Annotated in this window: 20 protein-coding genes and 1 pseudogene; 7 read left to right on the top strand and 14 right to left on the bottom strand. The window is 57.9% G+C overall.

Annotation, left to right across the window (positions count from 1 at the left end; genetic code table 11):
• Window positions 1-12 precede the first annotated feature (12 nt).
• The 3 genes from ACR0FB_RS05915 to acnA form a co-directional block, all read right to left on the bottom strand.
• Window positions 13-714, bottom strand: coding sequence for an SDR family NAD(P)-dependent oxidoreductase (locus tag ACR0FB_RS05915; protein WP_480619704.1), 702 nt, complete (start codon window positions 712-714; stop codon window positions 13-15).
• Between the two features lie 139 nt (window positions 715-853).
• Window positions 854-2356, bottom strand: a complete 1503-nt coding sequence (locus ACR0FB_RS05910) for a BCCT family transporter (protein ID WP_480619702.1) — start codon at window positions 2354-2356, stop codon at window positions 854-856.
• Window positions 2357-2475: 119 nt separating this feature from the next.
• On the bottom strand, window positions 2476-5166 hold the full coding sequence (gene acnA, locus ACR0FB_RS05905; protein WP_171723032.1) for an aconitate hydratase AcnA: 2691 nt from the start codon (window positions 5164-5166) through the stop codon (window positions 2476-2478).
• A 223-nt stretch (window positions 5167-5389) separates the two neighbouring features.
• Between acnA and ACR0FB_RS05900 the strand changes: the two genes are divergently transcribed.
• Window positions 5390-6091 carry a DUF1223 domain-containing protein gene (locus ACR0FB_RS05900; protein WP_209832722.1) on the top strand — a complete coding sequence of 234 codons (702 nt, stop codon included), beginning with the start codon at window positions 5390-5392 and terminating at the stop codon, window positions 6089-6091.
• Here the strand turns inward: ACR0FB_RS05900 and ACR0FB_RS05895 are convergent, their stop codons facing one another.
• From ACR0FB_RS05895 to purB, 4 genes are all read right to left on the bottom strand, one after another.
• Window positions 6092-7015: a lysophospholipid acyltransferase family protein gene (locus ACR0FB_RS05895; protein ID WP_171631433.1), complete on the bottom strand. Its 924-nt coding sequence runs from the start codon at window positions 7013-7015 to the stop codon at window positions 6092-6094.
• Window positions 7016-7153: 138 nt separating this feature from the next.
• Entirely contained in the window at window positions 7154-8227 is a 1074-nt protein-coding gene (locus ACR0FB_RS05890) for a flagellar motor switch protein FliG (RefSeq protein WP_480620009.1), read from the bottom strand.
• Window positions 8228-8323: 96 nt separating this feature from the next.
• Window positions 8324-8866 (bottom strand): tetratricopeptide repeat protein, encoded by a 543-nt coding sequence (locus ACR0FB_RS05885; RefSeq protein ID WP_171723035.1) that lies wholly within the window; start codon window positions 8864-8866, stop codon window positions 8324-8326.
• Between the two features lie 373 nt (window positions 8867-9239).
• On the bottom strand, window positions 9240-10544 hold the full coding sequence (gene purB, locus ACR0FB_RS05880) for an adenylosuccinate lyase (protein ID WP_171228076.1): 1305 nt from the start codon (window positions 10542-10544) through the stop codon (window positions 9240-9242).
• A gap of 88 nt (window positions 10545-10632) precedes the next feature.
• Here purB and ACR0FB_RS05875 point away from each other — a divergent pair, with 88 nt between their 5' ends.
• The 3 genes from ACR0FB_RS05875 (at window position 10633) to ACR0FB_RS05865 (ending at window position 12039) form a co-directional block, all read left to right on the top strand.
• Complete coding sequence (locus tag ACR0FB_RS05875) at window positions 10633-10965, top strand: hypothetical protein (RefSeq protein WP_171631440.1); 333 nt, start codon at window positions 10633-10635, stop codon at window positions 10963-10965.
• A 174-nt stretch (window positions 10966-11139) separates the two neighbouring features.
• On the top strand, window positions 11140-11700 hold the full coding sequence (locus tag ACR0FB_RS05870) for a hypothetical protein (RefSeq protein ID WP_171204978.1): 561 nt from the start codon (window positions 11140-11142) through the stop codon (window positions 11698-11700).
• A gap of 9 nt (window positions 11701-11709) precedes the next feature.
• Window positions 11710-12039, top strand: coding sequence for a hypothetical protein (locus ACR0FB_RS05865; RefSeq protein WP_480619700.1), 330 nt, complete (start codon window positions 11710-11712; stop codon window positions 12037-12039).
• A gap of 30 nt (window positions 12040-12069) precedes the next feature.
• On the opposite strand, the gene ACR0FB_RS05860 is transcribed toward ACR0FB_RS05865, so the two are convergent.
• Window positions 12070-13284, bottom strand: coding sequence for a bifunctional alpha/beta hydrolase/OsmC family protein (locus ACR0FB_RS05860; RefSeq protein ID WP_209832733.1), 1215 nt, complete (start codon window positions 13282-13284; stop codon window positions 12070-12072).
• Window positions 13285-13559: 275 nt separating this feature from the next.
• Between ACR0FB_RS05860 and ACR0FB_RS05855 the strand changes: the two genes are divergently transcribed.
• Window positions 13560-13754: a hypothetical protein gene (locus ACR0FB_RS05855; protein ID WP_171631450.1), complete on the top strand. Its 195-nt coding sequence runs from the start codon at window positions 13560-13562 to the stop codon at window positions 13752-13754.
• Window positions 13755-13764: 10 nt separating this feature from the next.
• Here the strand turns inward: ACR0FB_RS05855 and dddP are convergent, their stop codons facing one another.
• Window positions 13765-15108 carry a dimethylsulfonioproprionate lyase DddP gene (gene dddP / locus ACR0FB_RS05850; RefSeq protein ID WP_480619698.1) on the bottom strand — a complete coding sequence of 448 codons (1344 nt, stop codon included), beginning with the start codon at window positions 15106-15108 and terminating at the stop codon, window positions 13765-13767.
• 123 nt (window positions 15109-15231) lie between these two features.
• On the opposite strand from dddP, the gene ACR0FB_RS05845 reads away from it, so the two are divergent.
• Window positions 15232-15975, top strand: coding sequence for a heme-dependent oxidative N-demethylase family protein (locus ACR0FB_RS05845; RefSeq protein WP_209832735.1), 744 nt, complete (start codon window positions 15232-15234; stop codon window positions 15973-15975).
• Between the two features lie 36 nt (window positions 15976-16011).
• Here the strand turns inward: ACR0FB_RS05845 and ACR0FB_RS05840 are convergent, their stop codons facing one another.
• The 5 genes from ACR0FB_RS05840 to ACR0FB_RS05820 form a co-directional block, all read right to left on the bottom strand.
• Window positions 16012-16920 carry a hypothetical protein gene (locus ACR0FB_RS05840; RefSeq protein ID WP_171723040.1) on the bottom strand — a complete coding sequence of 303 codons (909 nt, stop codon included), beginning with the start codon at window positions 16918-16920 and terminating at the stop codon, window positions 16012-16014.
• Between the two features lie 197 nt (window positions 16921-17117).
• Entirely contained in the window at window positions 17118-17906 is a 789-nt protein-coding gene (locus tag ACR0FB_RS05835) for a lytic murein transglycosylase (protein WP_480619696.1), read from the bottom strand.
• Between the two features lie 66 nt (window positions 17907-17972).
• Window positions 17973-18620 carry an MSMEG_1061 family FMN-dependent PPOX-type flavoprotein gene (locus ACR0FB_RS05830; RefSeq protein WP_480619694.1) on the bottom strand — a complete coding sequence of 216 codons (648 nt, stop codon included), beginning with the start codon at window positions 18618-18620 and terminating at the stop codon, window positions 17973-17975.
• Between the two features lie 126 nt (window positions 18621-18746).
• Window positions 18747-20153, bottom strand: a complete 1407-nt coding sequence (glnA, locus tag ACR0FB_RS05825; RefSeq protein ID WP_480619692.1) for a type I glutamate--ammonia ligase — start codon at window positions 20151-20153, stop codon at window positions 18747-18749.
• Window positions 20154-20194: 41 nt separating this feature from the next.
• Complete coding sequence (locus tag ACR0FB_RS05820) at window positions 20195-20533, bottom strand: P-II family nitrogen regulator (protein WP_152458342.1); 339 nt, start codon at window positions 20531-20533, stop codon at window positions 20195-20197.
• Between the two features lie 171 nt (window positions 20534-20704).
• Here ACR0FB_RS05820 and ACR0FB_RS05815 point away from each other — a divergent pair.
• A pseudogene (locus ACR0FB_RS05815) lies at window positions 20705-20936 on the top strand (bifunctional ADP-dependent NAD(P)H-hydrate dehydratase/NAD(P)H-hydrate epimerase); the annotation flags it as partial.

The following is a 20936-nucleotide window of genomic DNA, read 5'->3' as shown; positions in this document are numbered from 1 at the left end:
GTTTGAGCCACCTTACAAGCGATAGCCTCCGGTCACGCCCAGGACCTCTCCGGTTACGAATCCCGCCGCGTCCGAGGTCAGAAACCGAACGACCCTGGCGATGTCTTCCGGAGTTCCTATCCGGCCCAGCGCCGTTTCCCTGACGAATAGCGATGTCAGATCGTCAGGGCGGGGGGCTTCGGGGATGTTGATGGCACCCGGTGCAACCGCGTTGACGCGGATTCCGTCCGGGCCAAGCTCTTTTGCCATGGCGCGCGTCCAGAGGTTCAGCGCGGCTTTGCTTGCCCCGTAGGTCGCGGCGTCCCGCGGTGGCAATGTTGCGTTCATCGATGAGATGCTGACGATCGAAGCGCCGCGTTTCAGATGCGGCAATGCCGCAGCAAGCAACGCGGCGGGGGCCAGCACGTTGAGGTCAAGAATGGCGCGATGGTCCGCGGCCTGAAACTGTTGTTTCGGAGTGGAACGAACAAGACCGGCGTTGTTCACGATCACGTCCAGTCGCCCGAAGTGATCGATGACCTTTTCGATCACCCGGTTGGGTTGGTTGTCTTTTGTAAGGTCAGACTGAACCGCCAGAACGTCACCTTTCAGCAATTCTGAATCGGGGTGGCTGGCCAACCAAGTGAAGGCGACACGGTGATCACCGCGCAGGTCTTCGACTATTGCCCGCCCAATTCCACGGGCACCACCGGTTATCAGTGCTACTTTTTCCATGAACTCAGATGACCGGCAAAGCGCCCGGGATTCAACGTTGATTTTTGCGCTGCCGGAATGCGGTCACTTGCGCAGCAATATCCAGAGCATTGCCGCGATGAACGCGAAGGTGACAAGGTTCATCAATGTGTCCGTAAGATCACCGATCAGCATTGCGTTGGCCCTCCTCTCTGAGCCCGCGGAACAGGCACACCATCAGCAGGACCGAAATGAAGACAAAGGGCAATGCGCCAAGCGAGATGAGGATCTTCACCGAGTCCACGGATCCCGAAAGGATCATTGCAACGCTCAGCAGTCCCAGCAATCCTCCCCAGATCAGACGCACACGCGGCGGGGGGTTCTCGTCCCCGCCCGTCGAGAAGGTGCCCAGAACAAAGGCTGCGCTTACGACGCTGGTCACGATGAACAGAAAGGCGGCCAGTACCGTTGCAAGCGTGGTGATCACGGAAAGTGGAAGTCGGTCGAGCAGGGCGAAGGTCACGCGTTCGATGTTTGTCTGCGTATAGGCCAGCAGTTCGCCCGCACCATTAAGTGCCTCGAACAGGCCAATGCCACCAAAGGCACCGAACCAGAGGATTGAAAACAGCGTGGGGGCGAACAGGACGCCGATCACGAATTCCCGTATCGTGCGACCGCGAGAGATACGCGCGACAAAGACGCCCACGAACGGGCCCCAGGCAATCCACCAGACCATGTAGGTAAGGGTCCAGTCGCTGAACCATCTGGTGACGTCATCGCCGAAGAACGTAAAGGTCTGAAATCCCCTGGGGATGACATTGGTGACATAGTCGCCGAACCCCTGAACGATGGTATTCAGAAGGTATTCGGTGGGGCCAAGGACCACCGTGTAGGCAACAAGGCCGATTGCGATCAGCATGGCGGCATTGGACAGGCGCGCCATGCCTTGGCCCAGATCGATCAAGAGTGCCGGGATATACGCAGCAACCATTGCCAGAAACACGACACCAATCAAAAGGGCGCCGACCGTTTCCCGACCGCCCAGCACTGCGATGCCGTCTGCCACCTGAAACACGCCCATGGCCATGGAGCCACCGACACCAATGGCAATGGCGATGATCGCCATGAAGTCCGAAAGCCACCCGACACGTTCAGCCCAGCGTTTGCCGGGAAACAGGTTTTTGATCGGCGCACTGACCATCATCCCCGTACCGCGCCGAAAGCTGAAATAGGCAATGGTCAGCGCGGTGGAGCCATAAATCGCCCAGGCATGCAGCCCCCAATGGAAATTTGTCGCCAGCATCGCCTGTTGCGCCGCGATGAAATCCGGCGCCATGCCGGAGATGAAGTTGAAATGGGTCAGCGGTTCCGCCACCGCCCAAAACAACAGGCCGACGCCCATACCGGCGGAGAACAGCATTGAAATCCATGTGGCGGTGGAAAACTCTGGCTCCTCGTCATCCCGGCCAAGGCGAATATTTCCATAGGGTGAAAACGCCAGAAACAGGCATCCGATCAACATACCCGAAGCGGCGAGCATCACGAACCAGCCGCGGCTGTGGAAGGTCTGCTGGACGATGCCGCTTGCCCAGGTCACCAGACTTTGAATGTCCACGACACCCCATATCCCGATCACGGCAATTACGCTGAGCGAACATACCAGCAGGGCGTTGGGTTTCTTCATGGCGAATGGTTTTCCGTTGACGACCTTGCCCAACAGTTTCAGGTTTTCGAATAAATGACCAGAAAACAAAAAACCCCCGGCGGGTGGCCGGGGGTTTGAATTGCACGCTTTGGTATCGGTTATGATGCCTTCGCAAGATTGCGCAGGACGTAATGCAACACGCCACCGTTTTCGATGTATTCAATCTCGGGCGCGGTATCGATACGGCATTTCAGGGTGATGGTCTTTTCGGTTCCATCGCCATAAACGATGGTGCACGGGACTTCCTGTAGCGGCTCGATCGTATCCAGCCCGTGAATCGAAACGGTTTCATCCCCTTTCAGCCCCAGGGTTTTGCGGGTGTCGCCACCTGTAAACTCGAACGGAATGACCCCCATGCCAACAAGGTTCGAACGGTGGATACGCTCAAAGCTCTCGGCGATAACGGCCTTGACGCCCAGCAGCGCCGTGCCCTTGGCCGCCCAGTCGCGGCTTGAGCCCGCGCCATATTGCTCGCCACCGAATACCACCAGCGGGGTGCTGTTCGCCTGATAGGCCATCGAGGCGTCATAAATTGACGTCTGTTCACCGTCCGGGCCTTTGGTGTAACCGCCTTCGACGCCGTCCAGCATCTCGTTCTTGATGCGGATGTTGGCGAAAGTTCCGCGCATCATCACCTCGTGGTTGCCGCGGCGTGAACCATATGAATTGAATTCACGCGGCTGAACCTGACGTTCGATCAGGTACTGGCCTGCGGGCGAGGTCGTTGCGAATGACCCAGCAGGTGAGATGTGGTCGGTCGTGACCATGTCACCCAGAATGGCCAGAACCTTGGCGCCTTCGATGTTGGAAATCGTGCCCGGTTCGGGGCCCATGCCCTGGAAATAGGGCGGGTTCTGGATATAGGTCGATGTCGGCGGCCAGTCATAGGTTTCCGCATCGGTGGTTTCGACCGACTGCCATTTCTCGTCCCCTTTGAAGACGTCGGCGTATTTCGACTGGAACGCTTCGCGCGTGACAGTCTGTTCGACCAGTTCCGCGACCTCCTGCTGCGTTGGCCAGAGGTCTTTCATATAGACGTCGTTGCCGTCCTTGTCCTGACCGATCGGTTCGGACGTCAGGTCGATGTCCATGGTGCCTGCCAGGGCGTACACGACGACCAGAGGCGGCGAAGCCAGATAGTTTGCGCGCACGTCGGGCGAGATGCGGCCTTCGAAGTTGCGGTTGCCGGACAAGACCGAAGTGGCGACCAGATCGCCTTCCGCAATGGCCTCCGAGATTTCTTTCTGAATCGGCCCCGAGTTGCCGATACATGTGGTGCAGCCGTATCCGACGAGGTTGAAGCCGATCTTGTCCAGATCCTCCTGAAGGCCCGCGGCCTCGAGGTAAGCGGACACAACCTGCGACCCCGGTGCCAGTGAGGTTTTGACCCAAGGCTTGCGATCCAGCCCCAGCGCGGCTGCCTTACGCGCCACGAGGCCCGCTCCGATCATCACGTAAGGGTTCGACGTGTTGGTGCAGGACGTGATCGAGGCGATCACGACCTTGCCCGATTCCATGCCATAGTTTTCGCCTTTGACCTCGACCTGTTTGCCCATCGGGCGATTGAAGGTCTCGGCCATTTCCTTGGCGAATGCGGCCTTGGCGTCAGTCAGCGCAACATAATCCTGCGGGCGTTTGGGCCCCGAGATTGCCGGAACAATCGTGCCCATATCCAGGGTCAGGGTGTCGGTGTAGATCGGCGCATAGTTTTCATCGCGCCAGAAACCGTTTTCCTTGGCGTAGGCTTCAACCAGCGCGATGCGATCCTCGTCGCGGCCGGTGTTGCGCATGTAGCGCAGCGTTTCGCCGTCAATCGGGAAAAAGCCGCATGTCGCGCCGTATTCCGGGGCCATGTTGGCGATGGTCGCACGGTCGGCCAGCGGCAGACGATCCAGGCCTTCGCCGTAGAATTCGACGAACTTGCCGACAACGCCTTTTTCGCGCAGCATTTCCACGACCTTCAGAACCAGGTCGGTGCCGGTGGTGCCTTCGACCAGATCACCGGTCAGCTCAAAGCCCACGACCTCGGGGATCAGCATCGAGATCGGTTGACCCAGCATCGCGGCCTCGGCCTCGATCCCGCCGACACCCCAGCCCAGCACGGCCATGCCGTTGACCATGGTGGTGTGACTGTCGGTGCCGACCAGCGTGTCGGGATAGGCGACTTCTTCACCGTTCTGGTCGGTGTCGGTCCAGACGGTCTGGGCCAAATATTCAAGGTTCACCTGGTGGCAGATGCCGGTGCCGGGGGGGACAACGCGGAAGTTGTTGAATGCACCCTGACCCCATTTCAGGAACTGGTACCGTTCCATGTTGCGTTCGTATTCACGGTCCACATTCATCTGGAACGCGCGCGGGTTGCCGAATTCGTCGATCATCACCGAATGGTCGATGACCAGATCGACAGGGTTCAGCGGGTTGATCTTTTGCGCGTCGCCGCCCAACGCCTTGATGCCGTCCCGCATCGCGGCCAGATCCACCACGGCGGGAACGCCGGTGAAATCCTGCATCAGTACCCGGGCAGGGCGATAGGCGATTTCACGAGGGTTTTTGCCACCGTTGGCGCCCCATTCGGCAAAAGCCTTGATGTCATCGACCGAGACCGAAAACCCGTCATCCTCGAACCGCAACATGTTTTCCAGAACCACCTTGAGTGCGGCAGGCAGTTTCGAGAAATCGCCCAGACCGGCCTCTTGCGCGGCAGGGATCGAATAATAGGAAATGGATTTACCATTCACGCTCAGACTGCGGCGCGTTTTGGCGTTATCCTGTCCGACTTTGATGGGCATCTGTGGCCTCCCTCTCAAATGACTTGGATATTGGGATTTGCTGAGTGTTATCTGCATCACCAAGCCTCCGTGTTCAAGGCTGAACACGCGCCGAGAGGGAAATTTGTATACTATTGTACACTTTTCGCGGAGGGAATGCGTCAAAGCCTCAAGAAACCTTGATTGGCTGTTGAGTGTCAAAGCAGCTATCCCTGAGATCCAACCGCTCAACCCGAGAGTTCTCATGTTCAGATCCATTGCCTTGACCACCGTGTTTTCCTGCCTTGTGGCGGTACAGGTCGCGGCCGAGGAAGACCCGGTTGTGGTTGAGCTGTTCACGTCTCAGGGGTGTTCATCCTGCCCGCCGGCAGATCGGATCATGCATGATCTGGCCAAGCGCGACGACGTCATAGGGCTGGCTTTGCATGTCGATTACTGGGACTATATCGGGTGGAAGGACGAATACGCAGACCCCGATCATACGCTCCGGCAGCGGGCTTATGCCCGCGAGGGGGGGCGTTCCATGATCTACACCCCGCAGATGGTGATCAACGGGCAGCACGACATCGTCGGAGCGCAATCCCGTGAACTTGATCGATTGATCGAAGCGCATCTGAAAGCAGCGCCCGAAGCGCTTGTGACGGCCGTGCGCTCAGCCGATGAAGTGACAGTGGATGTGACGCCCGTCGAGTTGCCGAAAGGCGATACCTATGACGTGCATGTGGTTCAGTATTCGCCCATGCGGCACGCTTCGATCCGTCGTGGAGAGCTGGCCGGGCACGAGCTGGACTATGCCAATGTAGTTGAGGCCTGGCAGATTGCAGGGCAGTGGGATGGAACTGCGCCGCAATCATTCACGGTTCAGCTTGGTTTGGACCTGCCGGCTGTCGTTTTGGTTCAAAGGGCCGGGGAAGGGCCGATTGTTGCCGCCACCCGGGTCAGGTGATCAGGGCATCTCTTCCGGCTTGATGCCCAACCCGTTCCAGTGTTTCCAGCGGCGGTGAATCCAGAACCATTGCCCCATATGCTGCCGCACCATCTTTTCCAGATCGTCATTGGTGAACTGGGTCATGGTTTTTGGGTCGGTGTGCGGAACCGGTTCGTGCAGAACGATCTCAAAATCAAGACCGTTGGGCTGACGTACCGCGTAACACGGAATCAGCTCGGCATTGTACTTGATGGCCAACTCGGCGTTCAGCACGGATGTCACTGCGGGTTTACCGAAAAACATCAATTCTTCACCGCCCATTGCGTGAAGATCTGAAACGATGGCAATGATCCCACCCTTTTTCAACGAGCGCACCATCTCGACCATACCGCGCCGCCCCTGTTCGAACATCGGGGCGCCTGTCTTGTAGAAAGCTTCGACATAAGCGTCGTTGAAATACGGGTTGGCCATCCGCCGATACAGGCAGCCGATGGGCTGACCGCTGTATGTCTGCAAGGCGATGCGCGCTGCAAGGTAGTGACCGAAATGCGCCGTAATCATCATGACCGGACGCCCCTCGGCAACAGCCGCGTCAAATGCAGCGATACCCGGCCCAGAAATCTTGGCCTTGCTCTGCCGTTCGATAAAGTCTTCCGGAGAAAAATGTTCCATGATCGCACGACCGGCATTGTCCGGCACATCGCGGCAGATTTGCCTGACTTCGGCTTCAGGCAAGTCCGGGCAAGTCAGCTTCAGATTCCGACGGACACGTTTGCGAAACCCGACAACAGGTGCCAGAAACCGCACGATAGCCCCCATCGTTGCAATACGCCGCTCATAGGGAAGCATGCGCATAACGCGGATGACCCCCTGAAGAAACAGGTTGGCGACATAGTATTTCCCAAGCTCAAACCGGCTGAGCTCCGACTTTTCAACGGGCATGGAGGTGTCTCACCGCGTGTTGCGAATTGCTGAGAAAGACATACAGCCCGATGCCTGCAAGCTCAAGCGCTCAGACGGGCGGAAAACCTGAACCCGCAGCAGGTGGCCGGATCGCGCAATACCCGCGGGTTCGCGGGGTCAGGCTGCATCTTCCTCGTCATCGTTTTCGATCAGAACAATGGAACCGGCATCGACCAGAACGCGAATGGCGGCCACCACCTGTGTCATGGCATCTTCGGCTTCCGACTGTTTGACGCGCCCACGTTCGGCCATTTCCTCGCGCAGATTGTCGGCCATGCGGGACGAAATGTTTGACAGAATGAATTCAACGGATGCCTTGTCATCATCCGCGGCGGCACCTGCCAGTGCGGTGACAAGAACCGGCTGTTCCACTTCACGCAGGATGGCGGGAACATCGCGGGCCGTGATACGGCTTGGGATATGGGCAAAGGTAAAGATCGACTGGCGTACCAGATCCGCAAATTCGGCGTCGTCCTCGTCCAATGCGTTCAACAAGTCATCGCGTGTCGCGGCCGCCGACTGGTTCAGGATCGCGCCCACGCGTGCGCCCGGACCATTGTCGAAAGCCTGAGCAGGCCGCTGATCCAGTTGCGCGGCCAGCGACCAGCCAATACGTTCAACCGCTTCGGGGGTGACATTTGTTGTTTTCGAGATGGCATAGGTAATGCGCCGCGCAACCGGGCCCGGCATATGGGCCAGCATCTGCGCCGCCTGTGCGGTATCCATCTTTGAAAGCATGACAGCCGCCACCTCGGTGCTTTCCGCTTGGGCCATTTTGGCAAGATCCTCAACGGGTATGTCACGCAGGCGTTGCCAAGGATCGCCGATCTGGCGCACCCCGGCAAGCTTGCGCAGGCGCGCGGCCGTCGATGGTGCGATCTTTCCGTTCACCGCATCCAATGCACCTGCAAGCCCATGTGGAAAAGCCAGCCCGACATTGTCCAGAGCGTCGCTGAATTCCTGGGCCACTGCGCCCAGGGTTACACGATCCACAAGGCCCATTTGCCCAAGTTGATGGGTCAATGTCTCTTGCAGGTCGTCAGGCAGTTCCTCAAGTGGAATATCGGCGCCCTCGTTCAACAGAAGGCGCACGACAACGGCCGCTTTTTGCTGACCGGTCAATGTGCGCGGAACAACTTGCGGCGCGTGTTCATCCCCCGCGGCAAGTGGGGCAGACCCCCCATTTGCCATTTGTATCAAAGCGTTTGTGTCCTGCATCTGCCCGTAGTGCCAAATTTTCCGAACCACGGGCAGATTAACGGGAGTCGGGTTAAATAACCCTGAAGCTCAGTAGCTGTAGGTAAACCCTGTCCGGATAGCCTCGCGCAGAGACGTCTCGGCCCAGGTCCCTTCGCCGCCGCGGGCTTTGATCTCACGCCATTGCTCGATTGCCAGATCGGTTTTTCCTTCGGTTACAAAGCCTTGCGCCATGTAGCTGCGCGCCAGAAGATTGTCGGGATTGGCATTGATGGCATTCTGGTAAAAGACGTTCGCCAGCTCCAGCTCGCCCATCTTGCGGTAGGTAAAGCCCCAATAGGTCAGCACACGGTCGTCGTCCTGATCCATGATCCGCAGGATATCCTGCGCGTGCCCGTATTGCCCGTCATAGGCCAGTTCGCGGACGGCGTCGTAAAGCTGATCTTCCGACAGGTTGGTTTTGTTGGGTTTGACGCACCGGCCTCTGGCTTCGTCATAGACCCGACCGAACAAACATTTCTTGGTCGTATTCGTCGGTTTCGGCGGGCTGCTGCTGTCGCCGCCTGCGGCGTGGACCACAGGGGCAAAGGCGAAGGCCTGCAAAGCGAGGGCTGAAGCTAACAAAAGGCGCATATTCTTACTCCGTTCTCGGGGCTGCTCACAAAATCATAGTGCGATCTACAAAAAAGCTAACAGTGGAACGGTTGCTTTTATTCACAAGTCGGACAGAAATTCGTCAGCTGTTGACCGATTTCGTGCAGCTTTGCGTTTCAGTGTCCCAGGTTGTGCCGGGTGCGCAGGATTGCGTCTGTTTGGAATGCCCGCTGCATGCAAGGCCGGCAGATGCCACACAAACAAGTGCAAGTGAGCAAAGAACGGTACGGATCATGGTGCCTCTCCCCAAAAATCATCCGCAGAATAACCGATTTCGGGCAGTCTGGCAAAAAACAAGGCCCGGCCTGCGCATTGCAGACCGGGCCGTGTGAAGTCGGCGTCGAGACGTACCTTATTCGCCAAATACCCGGGCGAAGATCGTATCAACGTGTTTGGTGTGATAGCCGAGGTCGAATTTCTCTTCGATTTCTTCGGGGCTGAGCGCGGCCGTTACATCGGCATCCGCCAGCAGTTCCTGTTTGAAATCGGTGCGGTGTTCCCAAACCTTCAGCGCGTTGCGCTGGACCATGGCATAGGCGTCCTCACGGCTGACCCCTGCCTGGGTCAAGGCCAGAAGAACACGCTGGCTCATGACAAGACCGGGGAATTTGTTCATGTTTTCCAGCATGTTTTCGGGGAAGATCAGCATCTTGTCGATCACACCGGTCAGACGGGCCAGCGCAAAATCCAGTGTAATCGTGGCATCCGGACCGATCATGCGCTCGACCGAGGAATGCGAGATGTCGCGTTCATGCCAGAGCGCGACATTCTCCATTGCCGGGATCACTGCCGCGCGTACCATGCGGGCCAGCCCGGTCAGGTTCTCGGTCAGTACCGGGTTTTTCTTGTGCGGCATGGCCGACGAGCCTTTCTGGCCCATCGAGAAGAATTCTGCGCCCTCCAAAACCTCGGTCCGCTGCATGTGGCGGATTTCGATGGCGATGTTTTCGATGCTGCTGGCGATGACGCCAAGCGTCGCAAAGAAGGCCGCATGGCGATCACGCGGGATCACTTGGGTGCTGATCGGTTCGGGCACAAGGCCCAGTTTGTCACAGACATGTTCCTCGACGGCGGGATCGATATTGGCAAATGTGCCGACGGCACCGCTGATGGCCCCAGTTGCGATTTCCGCACGGGCGTCGCGCATACGGGACAGGTTGCGGTCCATCTCGGCATAGAACCGGGCAAAGGTCAGGCCCATTGTCGTAGGCTCTGCGTGGATACCGTGGCTGCGGCCGATGCGAACGGTGTCCTTGTGTTCAAACGCACGGCGCTTGAGCGCTGCCAAAAGCCCTTCGAGATCGGCGATCAGAAGGTCCGCCGCGCGCGTCAGCTGGACGTTGAAACAGGTGTCCAACACGTCTGAACTGGTCATGCCCTGGTGCACGAACCGGGCCTCTTCACTGCCGACATGTTCGGCGAGATGGGTCAGGAATGCGATGACGTCATGCTTGGTTACGGCTTCGATCTCGTCGATACGGGCGACGTCGAATTCCACGTCCTTGGCTTTCCAAACGGCTTCTGCATTCTCGCGCGGGATCACGCCCAGATCGGCCATGGCATCGCAGGCATGCGCCTCGATTTCGTACCAGATGCGAAACTTGGTTTCGGGCGACCAAATGGCAACCATGTCAGGGCGGGAATAACGGGGAATCATTGGCGGCAGCACCTTTATGTGATTGGGATGAGGCGTTGGCGCGGGGTTTAGCCGCCTGTGCGCAAGGGAACAAGATGTGAGAGCAGGTATGAGACGGTTTGCCCTGATTTTCGCTCTTTGGCCGGTTGTTTTGGTGGCCGGAGACTTCCAGAAACTGTCCGGAGAGGAAATCCTGTCAGCCTTGGCCGGCAAGAAGCTGGAATACGGCTCGGGTGTTTGGCAGGTTTTCGAAGCCAGCATGACCACGCAGTATTTCTCGGGCGGGCCCAGTGTCGGGCGCTGGGCGGTGAGAGGGGATCAATACTGCTCGACATGGCCACCTGCCGATTTGTGGGCCTGCTACGACGTCTGGCGAAATGGGGACGCGATCCGTTTCGTTGATGATGCGGGCGGCCAGACCGTCGGGGTCTATGCGCAATAGATTTCATGTATTTGTCTGAAAAATTGGGGCGTGATGCTTGCAAGAGGCAGATGACACGTGCGGGGAAGGGAAATACCGGAACGCGGTTTTTCTGGGTCTTTGCAACGCAGTGCTGGACAAGTCGCGCTTTCAGCGGTCAAGCTGAGGGTGAAGAAATCATCAGGTTATTGAAATATGCGTTTATTATCATCTCCAATTCTTGCCGCTTGCGCCGCTGTCTGGCTGGGTGGGGCAGGATCAGCACTGGCCGACACACCAGTGACATATACCGAGGATGGTCGCGCCCTGTTTCGGTTCGACGTGCCAGATTTCTGGGTGCTGCGCACTGGCGGCCCGCGTGAGATCGAAGACACCGGGTTGGATGATCCGCGTGCGGTGGCTCGGGTCATGGGGCTGCGTCCCGTAACCGACGACAACGTCTGGATGGGGTTTGTTTCACCTTCAGGGGTTGCGACCATTCAGGATGGGGTCCGCTACTTGCAGGATATCGACAAGTTTCTGGTCAAAGACCCGACCCTTACCAGCACCAGCGACATCCGCATCGGCGGGTTGCCCGCCCGTGTCTTTCGGGGGACAGGGCGCCGCGATGGCAAGGGGGTGAACTTCACGGCCACTGTCATTGACTTGCCGCGCAACCGTGTCGCCATAGCTGTTGCCATCCTGCGGGATGGGGCAGACCCGGATTTCGCCGAAGACTTGAACGCCGTTTTCGCGTCGTTCCGGTCGCTTCTGTGAGGGGGCAAGATGCGCATAGGACTGACTAAACGGATTTCCCTCGCATTGGGGCTGGGGGCCGCGACTTTGACGTTGTCGGCCTGTGACGGCGTAACGGTCGGCGTCGGATACGGGTATGACCCGTTCTATGACTCGATGCTGTGGAACGACTACTATCGCGATGTCGATGTGAATGTTGATATCAACCGCCCGGACCGCCCAGGTCGACCTGATCGGCCCTTGCGTCCCGAGCGCCCGAATCCACCGGTTGCCAAACCTCCTGCGCGGCCGCGACCCCCGGTGGCCCGGCCACCTGCCGCGCGGCCACCGATCCATCGTCCGGCACCACGCCGCAGATAATCAAAAGGCCGCCTGTCCGGCGGCCTTCTCTCAGGTAAGAAGTTCGGTCGTGATATGCGCCGAGCCTTCAAGTGTCCGGTGAACCGGGCATTTGTCTGCGATTTCCAGCAGGCGCTGTTTTTGTTCCTGATCAAGCGGGCCGCTCAGGCGGATTTTGCGGCGGAACTGATCCACTTTGCCTTCATTCGCCAAACCGGCATCCTGAGCATGAACTTTGTCATGGCAGACATCGACGCTGACACTGGTCAGCGGCCATTTTTTGCGGCGCGCATACATCCTTATCGTCATGGACGTGCAGGCGCCGAGGCCGGATGAGACAAATCCATAAGGCGACATGCCCTTATCCGTGCCGCCATAAGAGGCAGGCTCATCTGCAACGGCATGATGGTGCGGGCCTGCCTGAATATCCTGCATGAAGCCATTCGGATCCGCTTCTGTTACGCGAACGACACCTTCCGGCGCACCCGGGGGCGGCGCGGGTGGGCAAAGTTTCAGATAGCGCGAAACCCAAGCCGAGATGACATCCGCGGCATATTCAGCATCAGACGCCCGTGTGATTAGGTGATCGGCATCGTCGAGGGTGACGAAGCTTTTTGGGTGCTTTGCAGCCAGAAAGATGGTGCTTGCGTTGTCGATACTGACCGTTTCGTCCCGAGGAGCGTGCAGGATCAGCAAAGCGGCCTTGAGATCAGCGATCGAGGCAGACAGGGCCGACCCCGCAATGTCGTCCACAAACGCTTTGCCAATTCGAAACGGGCGCCCGCCCAAGGTGACCTCGGCGCTGCCCTGCTGTTCGATCTGGGGCAGGGCATCCTCGAAATGATGGGACACGTGGCCGGGATCCGCCGGTGCGCCCAAGGTGACCACGGCCTTGACCGTCGGAATTCCGGCACGCGCCCGCAAAACCGCCGCGCCGCCAAGCGAGTGACCGATCAGCAGGGCAGGGGCCATGTTTCGTCCGGCCAGATATTGCGCGGCCGAGATAAGGTCCTCGACATTCGACGTGAAGGTCGTGTTGGCGAATTCTCCTTCGGAATGACCCAGGCCGGTAAAGTCGAACCGAAGCACTGCAATTCCCATGGCCGCCAGGCGGGCCGAAATGCGCCGGGCCGCAGGTATGTCCTTGGAACAGGTGAAGCAATGGGCAAACAGGGCCGTCGCAAGGACCGGACCATCCGGCAAATCCAGCCGCGCGGCCAATTGGCTGCCGTCATGTCCGGCAAAAGTGATGCGTTCCGTGGGCATGTCGGCTCCTTGAACGGTTCGGGGAAACATCCCCAATACTGTGGTCAAGCCCGCCGGGTCACAACCCTTATGTCAAACGCGTCACGGGAAGGTGAGAACCAAGCGAGCGCCTTGCAATCCGAAAGATGCCCCGGGCGGTGACAGGCGCGGCCGCTATTTTGGGGGTGGTCGGCGCTTAATCAATGTTTGTGATAATACATGAAACAAACATTCGTTTCACTTATGTTGCAATCAAGCCCATCTACGGCCTACAGCAATTGATAAAGGAGACGCAGATGGCACATGCAGACGTTGCCGCACATCTTCCAAAGATACTACCCAGTACAGTCATGGCGATTGTTCTGGCTGGCCTCGTGGGTTTTGCCGTCGGGCAATCCCGGCCCGCAGTTTTCAGCGGGCCGCAGGCTCAGGTAAGTCCAACTGTCGAAGACTGGCACGGCAACGTGCGCCGGTCTCATTGGTCAGAATGAGGCGCCGGCCTCACTCGAGCCCCATCAACCGGGCATCGAAGGGGTATTTCGTCAGGTTCTCATATCCGTTTTCGGTTATGAGAACCTGATCCTCCAGCTTGATGCTGAAATCGCCACCCACTTCGCCCACGCAGGCTTCGACACACAAGACCATTCCGGGTTCCAGCGGATAATCGTAGGCCCCTTCAACCGCCTTGTCCGGATAAGCAACCAACGGCCATTCATCGCAAAGGCCGACGCCGTGCATCAGGCAGCCATATTTCTGCGCCTGGAACTTCTTGTCCAGCCGGTGGGAATTTGCGGTCAGTTCAGGGATCATCACGCCGGGCTTGAGCATCTCCATATTTGTCATGATGTGTTCATGGGCGTGCTGCATGGCATAGATCATGTCCTCGCGCGGCTTCTGATCGCCGATCCACCAACTGCGGGAAATATCGATGCAAATCCCGTAAGAACCAATCAGGTCAGTGTCGAACGAGATGATCTCGTTCTGCTGGGTGATCCGCGGGCCGCATTCCTGAAACCACGGGTTGGTCCGCTGGCCCGAAGCCAGCAGACGGGTTTCGATCCACTCACCGCCACGCCTGATGTTTTCGGCGTGAAGAACAGCCCAGATATCATCTTCCGAGGTCTTGCCGTCGCCGACATTGGCACGGGCAAACCGTTCCATTTCGGCAACCGCAGTTTCGCAGGCATGGCTGGCGCAGCGCATGGCCAGGATTTCGTCCGGCCCTTTGACGGCGCGGGTCTTCTCGGTCAGCTCTTCGCCTTCCATGATGTCGAACCCCTGCGCCTCGAGCGCGCGCAATCCGTGCAGCATGATCTTGTCGACGGCCAGGCGCATGTTGCCGCCGCCGTGTTCTTCGATCAGTACGCGTACTTCGTTCGAGAACACATCTGCGGCCACGTCAACCTTGTCGCCCCGGTCGAAGTAGAACAGGTCAGCGCCCGAGCGCTGCTCGCGCACAAGCGGGTTGAAGGTGCTGAGGAAGGGGGAGTTCTTGTAATCCCAGATCACCATATAGCCATCCGTACACAGCAGAACCGCCCGAAACGGATTGTGGGTGTTCCACAGCTGCATATTCGTGCTGTCGGTGGCATAGCGGATATTCAGCGGGTCAAAAATCAGCAAGCCGCCATAGCCGCGGTCCACAATGGCCTGTGTCAGCCTCTTCCAGCGGTGTTCCCGCATCCGTGCCAGATTGGGAAGTTCCAGCCCCGCAGCGGCCCACTCGTCAAACGCAAGCTGCGTCGGCCCAATCTCGATCCGGTCATTTTCGTTCGGCGTACCATCGCCCAATGTCGTGCCGCGGCTGGGGTCAATCTTGCGCGTGTCTCGATAGTGCTGGTTCATGGCTGGCCTCATTGCTTGTTCCAAATACAATTCATCCGCCACAACCAATCGTCTGAGAAAAATGCGACGGCGAGGTTGTCGTTTTCGACCGACAAGAAAATTTGCGCATGCTAAGCCTCCAGCATGACTCGTATTCTGCAAAACAAGATTCCGTATGATGTCGAAAGCCCACGCGCTTTGCCGGGTATTCAACCGGCAACCATGGAAAGCTGGCTAGATCAGGACGAGGCTTTTGCCGACCAGATGCGGCGCCGCGAAGAAATTCTGGCTGAGCGGCGCGACGATGTTCTTGCGCTTGATCCTGGGGCCAAACCTGCCGCGCAAGAGTTGCTGGATCTGGTGCTGACGCAGACATATCCCACGGCCGGGGCAGAGGCCGCAAGGCCGGATGGCGTATCCGTCGCGATCGATCGGGATTGTCCGCTTGATACGCTGTGCAGGCTGGTACAAGAGGACTTCTGCATCCTTCAGAAACGGGGAAATGAGCATGTTCTGACGGGTGCCATCCTGTGTTTCCCTGCCAGTTGGCGCCTGTCCGAGAAATTCATGCGACCGTTGATTGATATCCACGTGCCCGTGGAAAGCTATGACGCCAATGTCGCGAAACGGGTGCAGAGGCTATTCGACGGTATTCAACCCGGTCGCCCGCTTTGGCGATTCAACGCCCTGTGGTACGAAGACCCGGAGCTGTTCCAGCCTCGCAGTGCAAGTGAGCCGCGCAAAATACGGGACCGGCGTCAAGCGTCTTATCTGCGAAGCGAGCGGCAGACGCTATTGCGTTTGCCGAAAACCAACGCGGTCGTGTTTTCCATCCACACATACGTTCTGGCCGCAAACGCGATCCCAAAAACGGAAAACCCCGCCTGATGGCGGGGCCTCCTAGGAGGGTCTTCGATAATTCCTTTACATGCCCAAGGCGCCCGCTACATCGGCCAACGCGTTGCTGGCGTTCAGTGCGACAATGGCAAATGTGAATACAAGCACCTGTGTGTTCAGGCGGAAATCTTCGCCCCGGATCAGATTGACTGCGGCCATCGATACGGCAATTGGCGCTGAAATGCTGGCCAGAACTCCGGTCAAGCACCAACTGCTGAGCCGCAGGATGTCGCTTGGCTTGTCATCATCCGCGATGGAAGCGCCTGCGTCCTTCTGGGTGGGCAGGTCTACCTCGTCGCTTCGGAACGCGATGCTGAGCAATTGTTCGTCCGTCAGTTGAATTGGACGCGCGGCAGGAGTGTGTAAGGCAGTGATCGTGTCATCCTGTTCAGACTGCTGCATCCCGGCGAACTGTCCGGTCAGTGATTGAAAGATCTGCTTTCGATCCCGGCTTGTTCGGCTTGGTGTCAGGGTGTCAAAGGCGCTCATGAAGTGCTCGACAGTAAGAACCGTGTGTGGCGACAACCATTCAACCCGCCGGGTCGAACAGATATCGACCATGCGATACAGAGTGACCACCAGCATCAGTTCCGAAATCTCGGCGTCGTCCAAAAGTGGCGAGACTGGCGTTATTGTCAGTACCAACCTGTTTTGTGGATGTGACACGCGGGGCTTTGTTATGGTTTTCAACCCCGCAGCGCGATCCATGCGCTCGTATCGGTCCTGCTGTCCGGAGGTGCCTGTATCCAGAGTCATCCGCACAAGATACTGGCTCGAGACGATGCTGGCCTCGGTCGCGCTGAGCAGGGCCTTGCGCTCGACCAGATGACCGTAGTCTTCCAGCGTCGTGGCGACGATCGTTCCAAAGCGCTCTATCGCGCCAGTTGCGTCGCCATCAAATTGCAGGCCGCCATGGTAGCTGTGCTTCCGAGCCACTGCCCTGTCCTTTTTTACATTCTGTCAGCCAAAGGTTAGCACCCCTTCTTGCAGAGAATTTGGCAAAAAATGCAAAAAAGTGAAATTTACCGGCGATTGGTTACGCTTTGGAAACCAAGCAACCAAAGGCTTTTGTTTGTCACTGTGGCGGAAATGTGGCGAAATTGGGCGCAGTGCGTGTTGTCGGTGCGGCGGGGCTAATTGTCGATTCGGGCAGCCATTATTGCGATGGATTGCTGATAGACAGAGGCTGCATTCCACTGCTGCAAGACGCGAAAATTTGGTTCTCCGGGTTGATAGCCGCGTCCCGGTTTCCACCCTTTCTGGCGAAGGAAATTGGCGGTTGAGGCCAATGCATCCGTCATGTTGTAGAAGTCCACGCGCCGGTCGCCCGTAGCATCGACACCATAGGTCAGGGCGTTGCCTGGCAGGAATTGCGTGTGGCCCAGTTCGCCATGTTTTGCCCCTTTTGTCGACATTGTGATACTGCCCCTGTCGACCAGTTTCAGTGCCCCAATTGCGTGGGGAATAAAGAACTCTGACCGGCGACAATCATAGGCCAATGTTGTGATTGCGGAAACAACCTGACTGTCGCCCATGAAATTGCCAAAGCCGGTTTCCATGCCGTGAATGGCGATCAAAACGCCCGCAGGAACACCATATTGCCGCTCAAAGGCGGCATAATAGTTCGGGTTGGCGGCTTTGCGTTTGCGCCCCTGTGCGACGATTGTATCAGCGCCTCGGACTCGCATGAACTTGTCCAGCGAGTATTTGAAGCTTTTTTGATTGCGGTCTGCGGCGATGGTGCGCGTGGCATATTGTGTCTGGGACAGCGCTTGCAGACCTTTCTTTTTCACCCCCGCCTTGCGTGCCTGTTTGGCAAAATCGGCCTTCCATGCCTCAAATCCAGCGCTGGTGTCGCCACAGGGTGCGGCCAGAACCGGGGACGTCAGGGAAAGGGCAAGAATGGTGGCAAGTCGAAACATGGGCGTAATCCGATGGAATTGAAATCTGCGGTTAGCCTAGCGTGGGCTGCGTCTTGGGCAAAGCGGTTAATAAAGGTCCAGCTCGCCCTTTTTTCTGAGCGTTTCGAACCATTCCTCTGGGGTGGCATTGATGCGGGCGTGTTTCACCATCATCGCATTCATACTTGGCAGATGGGTCGAATCCGGCCAGTCTTTGGGTTGCCACAGATGTGCGCGGATTACACATTTGGGACAGTGTGCAAATGCTGTCGCGACATGGATGAGCAGCGCCAGTTTGGGCGGGTGCCCGTCAATGGCCATGGTTTCAAGCAAACGGGTGTCAGCACAGATACGGGCTGTGCCGCGAATGCGGAGCGTTTCCATCTTGCCCGGAACAAAGAACAGGACGCTGACGCGCGGATCCTTGAGAACATTGTGAAACGTATCCACGCGTTTGTTTCCCGGCCGATCCGGGACTGCGATCAGGGTATCGGACAGCACCTGAACAAAGCCGGGCGGGTCGCCACGGGGTGACACATCAAGATGCCCATCCGTGTTGGCCGAAGCGATCAGGCAAAACGGCGAGGTCGCTATGAAATCGCGACACATCTGATCGAGAGAGGACACCTCCTTGGCGGTGATCTGCGGCAGCGGATGGCCAGAGATCCTCCTCAGCTCCTGTTCGGATGTCACAAGGTTTGAGAATTTCGAGAAAGGTGAGGTATCGCAAGGCATGCTGTCGTCTCCGGTCGGGAGTGTTCTCACCAGTCTGTTGGATCAACGACGGCGCGTCAAACCGTGTGGGCAGACATGACGAGGGCGCCCGAAGGGGCGCCCTGCGAAATCGTTTCCGTACTCAGCTTAGCAGCTGTAGTACATGCCGTACTCCACCGGGTGCGGCGTGTGCTCGTAGGTTTCCACCTCTTCCATCTTGAGCGCGATGTAGCCGTCAATCTGGTCTTTGGTGAACACATCGCCCTGAAGCAGGAAGTCGTGATCGGATGCCAGAGCCTCCAGAGCCTCACGCAGGCTGCCGCAGACGGTCGGGATGTCGGCCAGTTCCTCGGCGGGCAAGTCGTACAGGTTCTTGTCCATCGCCTCGCCGGGGTTGATCTTGTTCTTGATGCCATCAAGACCAGCCATGAGCAGGGCGGCAAACGCCAGATAGGGGTTGGCGGCCGGATCGGGGAAGCGCGCCTCGACACGTTTGGCTTTGGGGCTTTCAGTCCATGGGATACGCACACAACCCGAACGGTTACGTGCCGAATAGGCCCGCAGAACGGGGGCTTCGAAACCTGGGATCAGACGCTTGTAGCTGTTGGTTGCCGGGTTGGTGAAGGCGTTCAGGGTCTTGGCGTGTTTCAGAATGCCGCCGATGAAGTACAGCGCCTCGTCCGACAGGTCGGCATACTTGTCGCCGGCGAACAGCGGCTTGCCATCTTTCCAAATCGACATGTTCACATGCATGCCGGTGCCGTTGTCACCCGCGATCGGCTTGGGCATGAAAGTGGCCGACTTGCCGTAGGCGTGTGCCACGTTGTGGATGACGTACTTGTATTTTTGCAGCTCGTCGGCCTGCTTGGTCAGGCTGTCGAAGATCAGGCCCAGCTCGTGCTGACAGGATGCAACCTCGTGGTGGTGCTTGTCGACCTTCATGCCCAGACGTTTCATGGTCGACAGCATTTCCGAGCGCAGGTCCTGGGCTTCGTCGATGGGGTTGACCGGGAAGTAGCCGCCCTTGACGCCCGGGCGATGGCCCATGTTGCCCATCTCATATTCGGTGTCGGTGTTCCACGACGCATCCGTTGCATCAACTTCGAAGGATACCTTGTTGATGCTGTTGGAAAAACGAACGTCATCGAACAGGAAGAATTCAGCTTCGGGACCCATATAGGCAACGTCACCGATACCGCTGGACTTCAGGTAGGCTTCGGCTTTCTGCGCGGTTCCGCGCGGGTCGCGGCCATAGGCTTCACCGGTGTCGGGCTCAACGATCGAGCAGTGCAGACACAGTGTCTTTTCCGCATAAAACGGGTCGATGTAAGCCGAGGTCGTGTCGGCGATCAGTTTCATGTCCGAGTTTTCGATCGACTTCCAGCCTGCAATGGACGAGCCGTCAAACATGAAGCCTTCTTCCAGGAAGTCTTCGTCGACCAGATCGACGTCCACCGTGACGTGTTGCAGCTTGCCGCGCACGTCGGTGAAGCGGATGTCGACATAGGCGACGCCTTCTTCGCGGATTGTATTGAGAACTGCGTCTACGCTCATTCCCTTTGTCCTTTTGATAGATGTGTCAGTAATCGTGTGAGTTAGAGCGCTTCCGAGCCGGTCTCACCGGTCCGGATGCGAATGGCTTGGTCGACGGGCGAGACGAAAATCTTGCCGTCTCCGATCTTGTCGGTTTTGGCGGCCGACACGATGGCTTCGATCGCGGCGTCGACCTGGTCGTCGTCCAATACGACCTCGACTTTAACCTTGGGCAGAAAATCGACGACATACTCGGCGCCGCGATACAGTTCGGTATGGCCTTTCTGGCGACCGAAGCCTTTGACCTCGATGACGCTGAGGCCCTGGACGCCCACATCCTGCAAGGCCTCTTTTACTTCGTCCAGTTTGAACGGCTTGATGATCGCTTCGATCTTTTTCATCCCGGTTCACCTTGAATGGTTGTCTCAGGGGCAGTGATCACGTCTAAGATCGGGCGGCAATGTGATTGCGATATCGTGCAGGTCGGGATGCTTGGAAAAACGGTTGGGTGCTAATTTTTGAGCGACTTGCACAAAAAGTAATCAAAACTGAATCAGGCGCGGGGTGAAAGGATGGAATTGCTGACAGCGGCACAGATGCGGGCCATTGAGCAGGCCGCCATCAAGTCTGGTGACGTGACCGGTCTGGAACTGATGGAGCGGGCCGGCCAGGGTGTTGTTGACGCGATTTTCGAAGAATGGCGCATGTTGGACAGGCCAGGGGCCAGCCCCACGCGCTCCCCGGGAGATTTAGGGCCAGATGAACAGGATCAGGTGCGCGCAGTGGTGCTTTGCGGACCGGGCA

Source organism: Ruegeria sp. P10, from assembly GCF_056534925.1.
The sequence above is the reverse complement of the archived record's forward strand: the minus strand, read 5'-3'. Positions and strand labels throughout refer to the sequence as shown.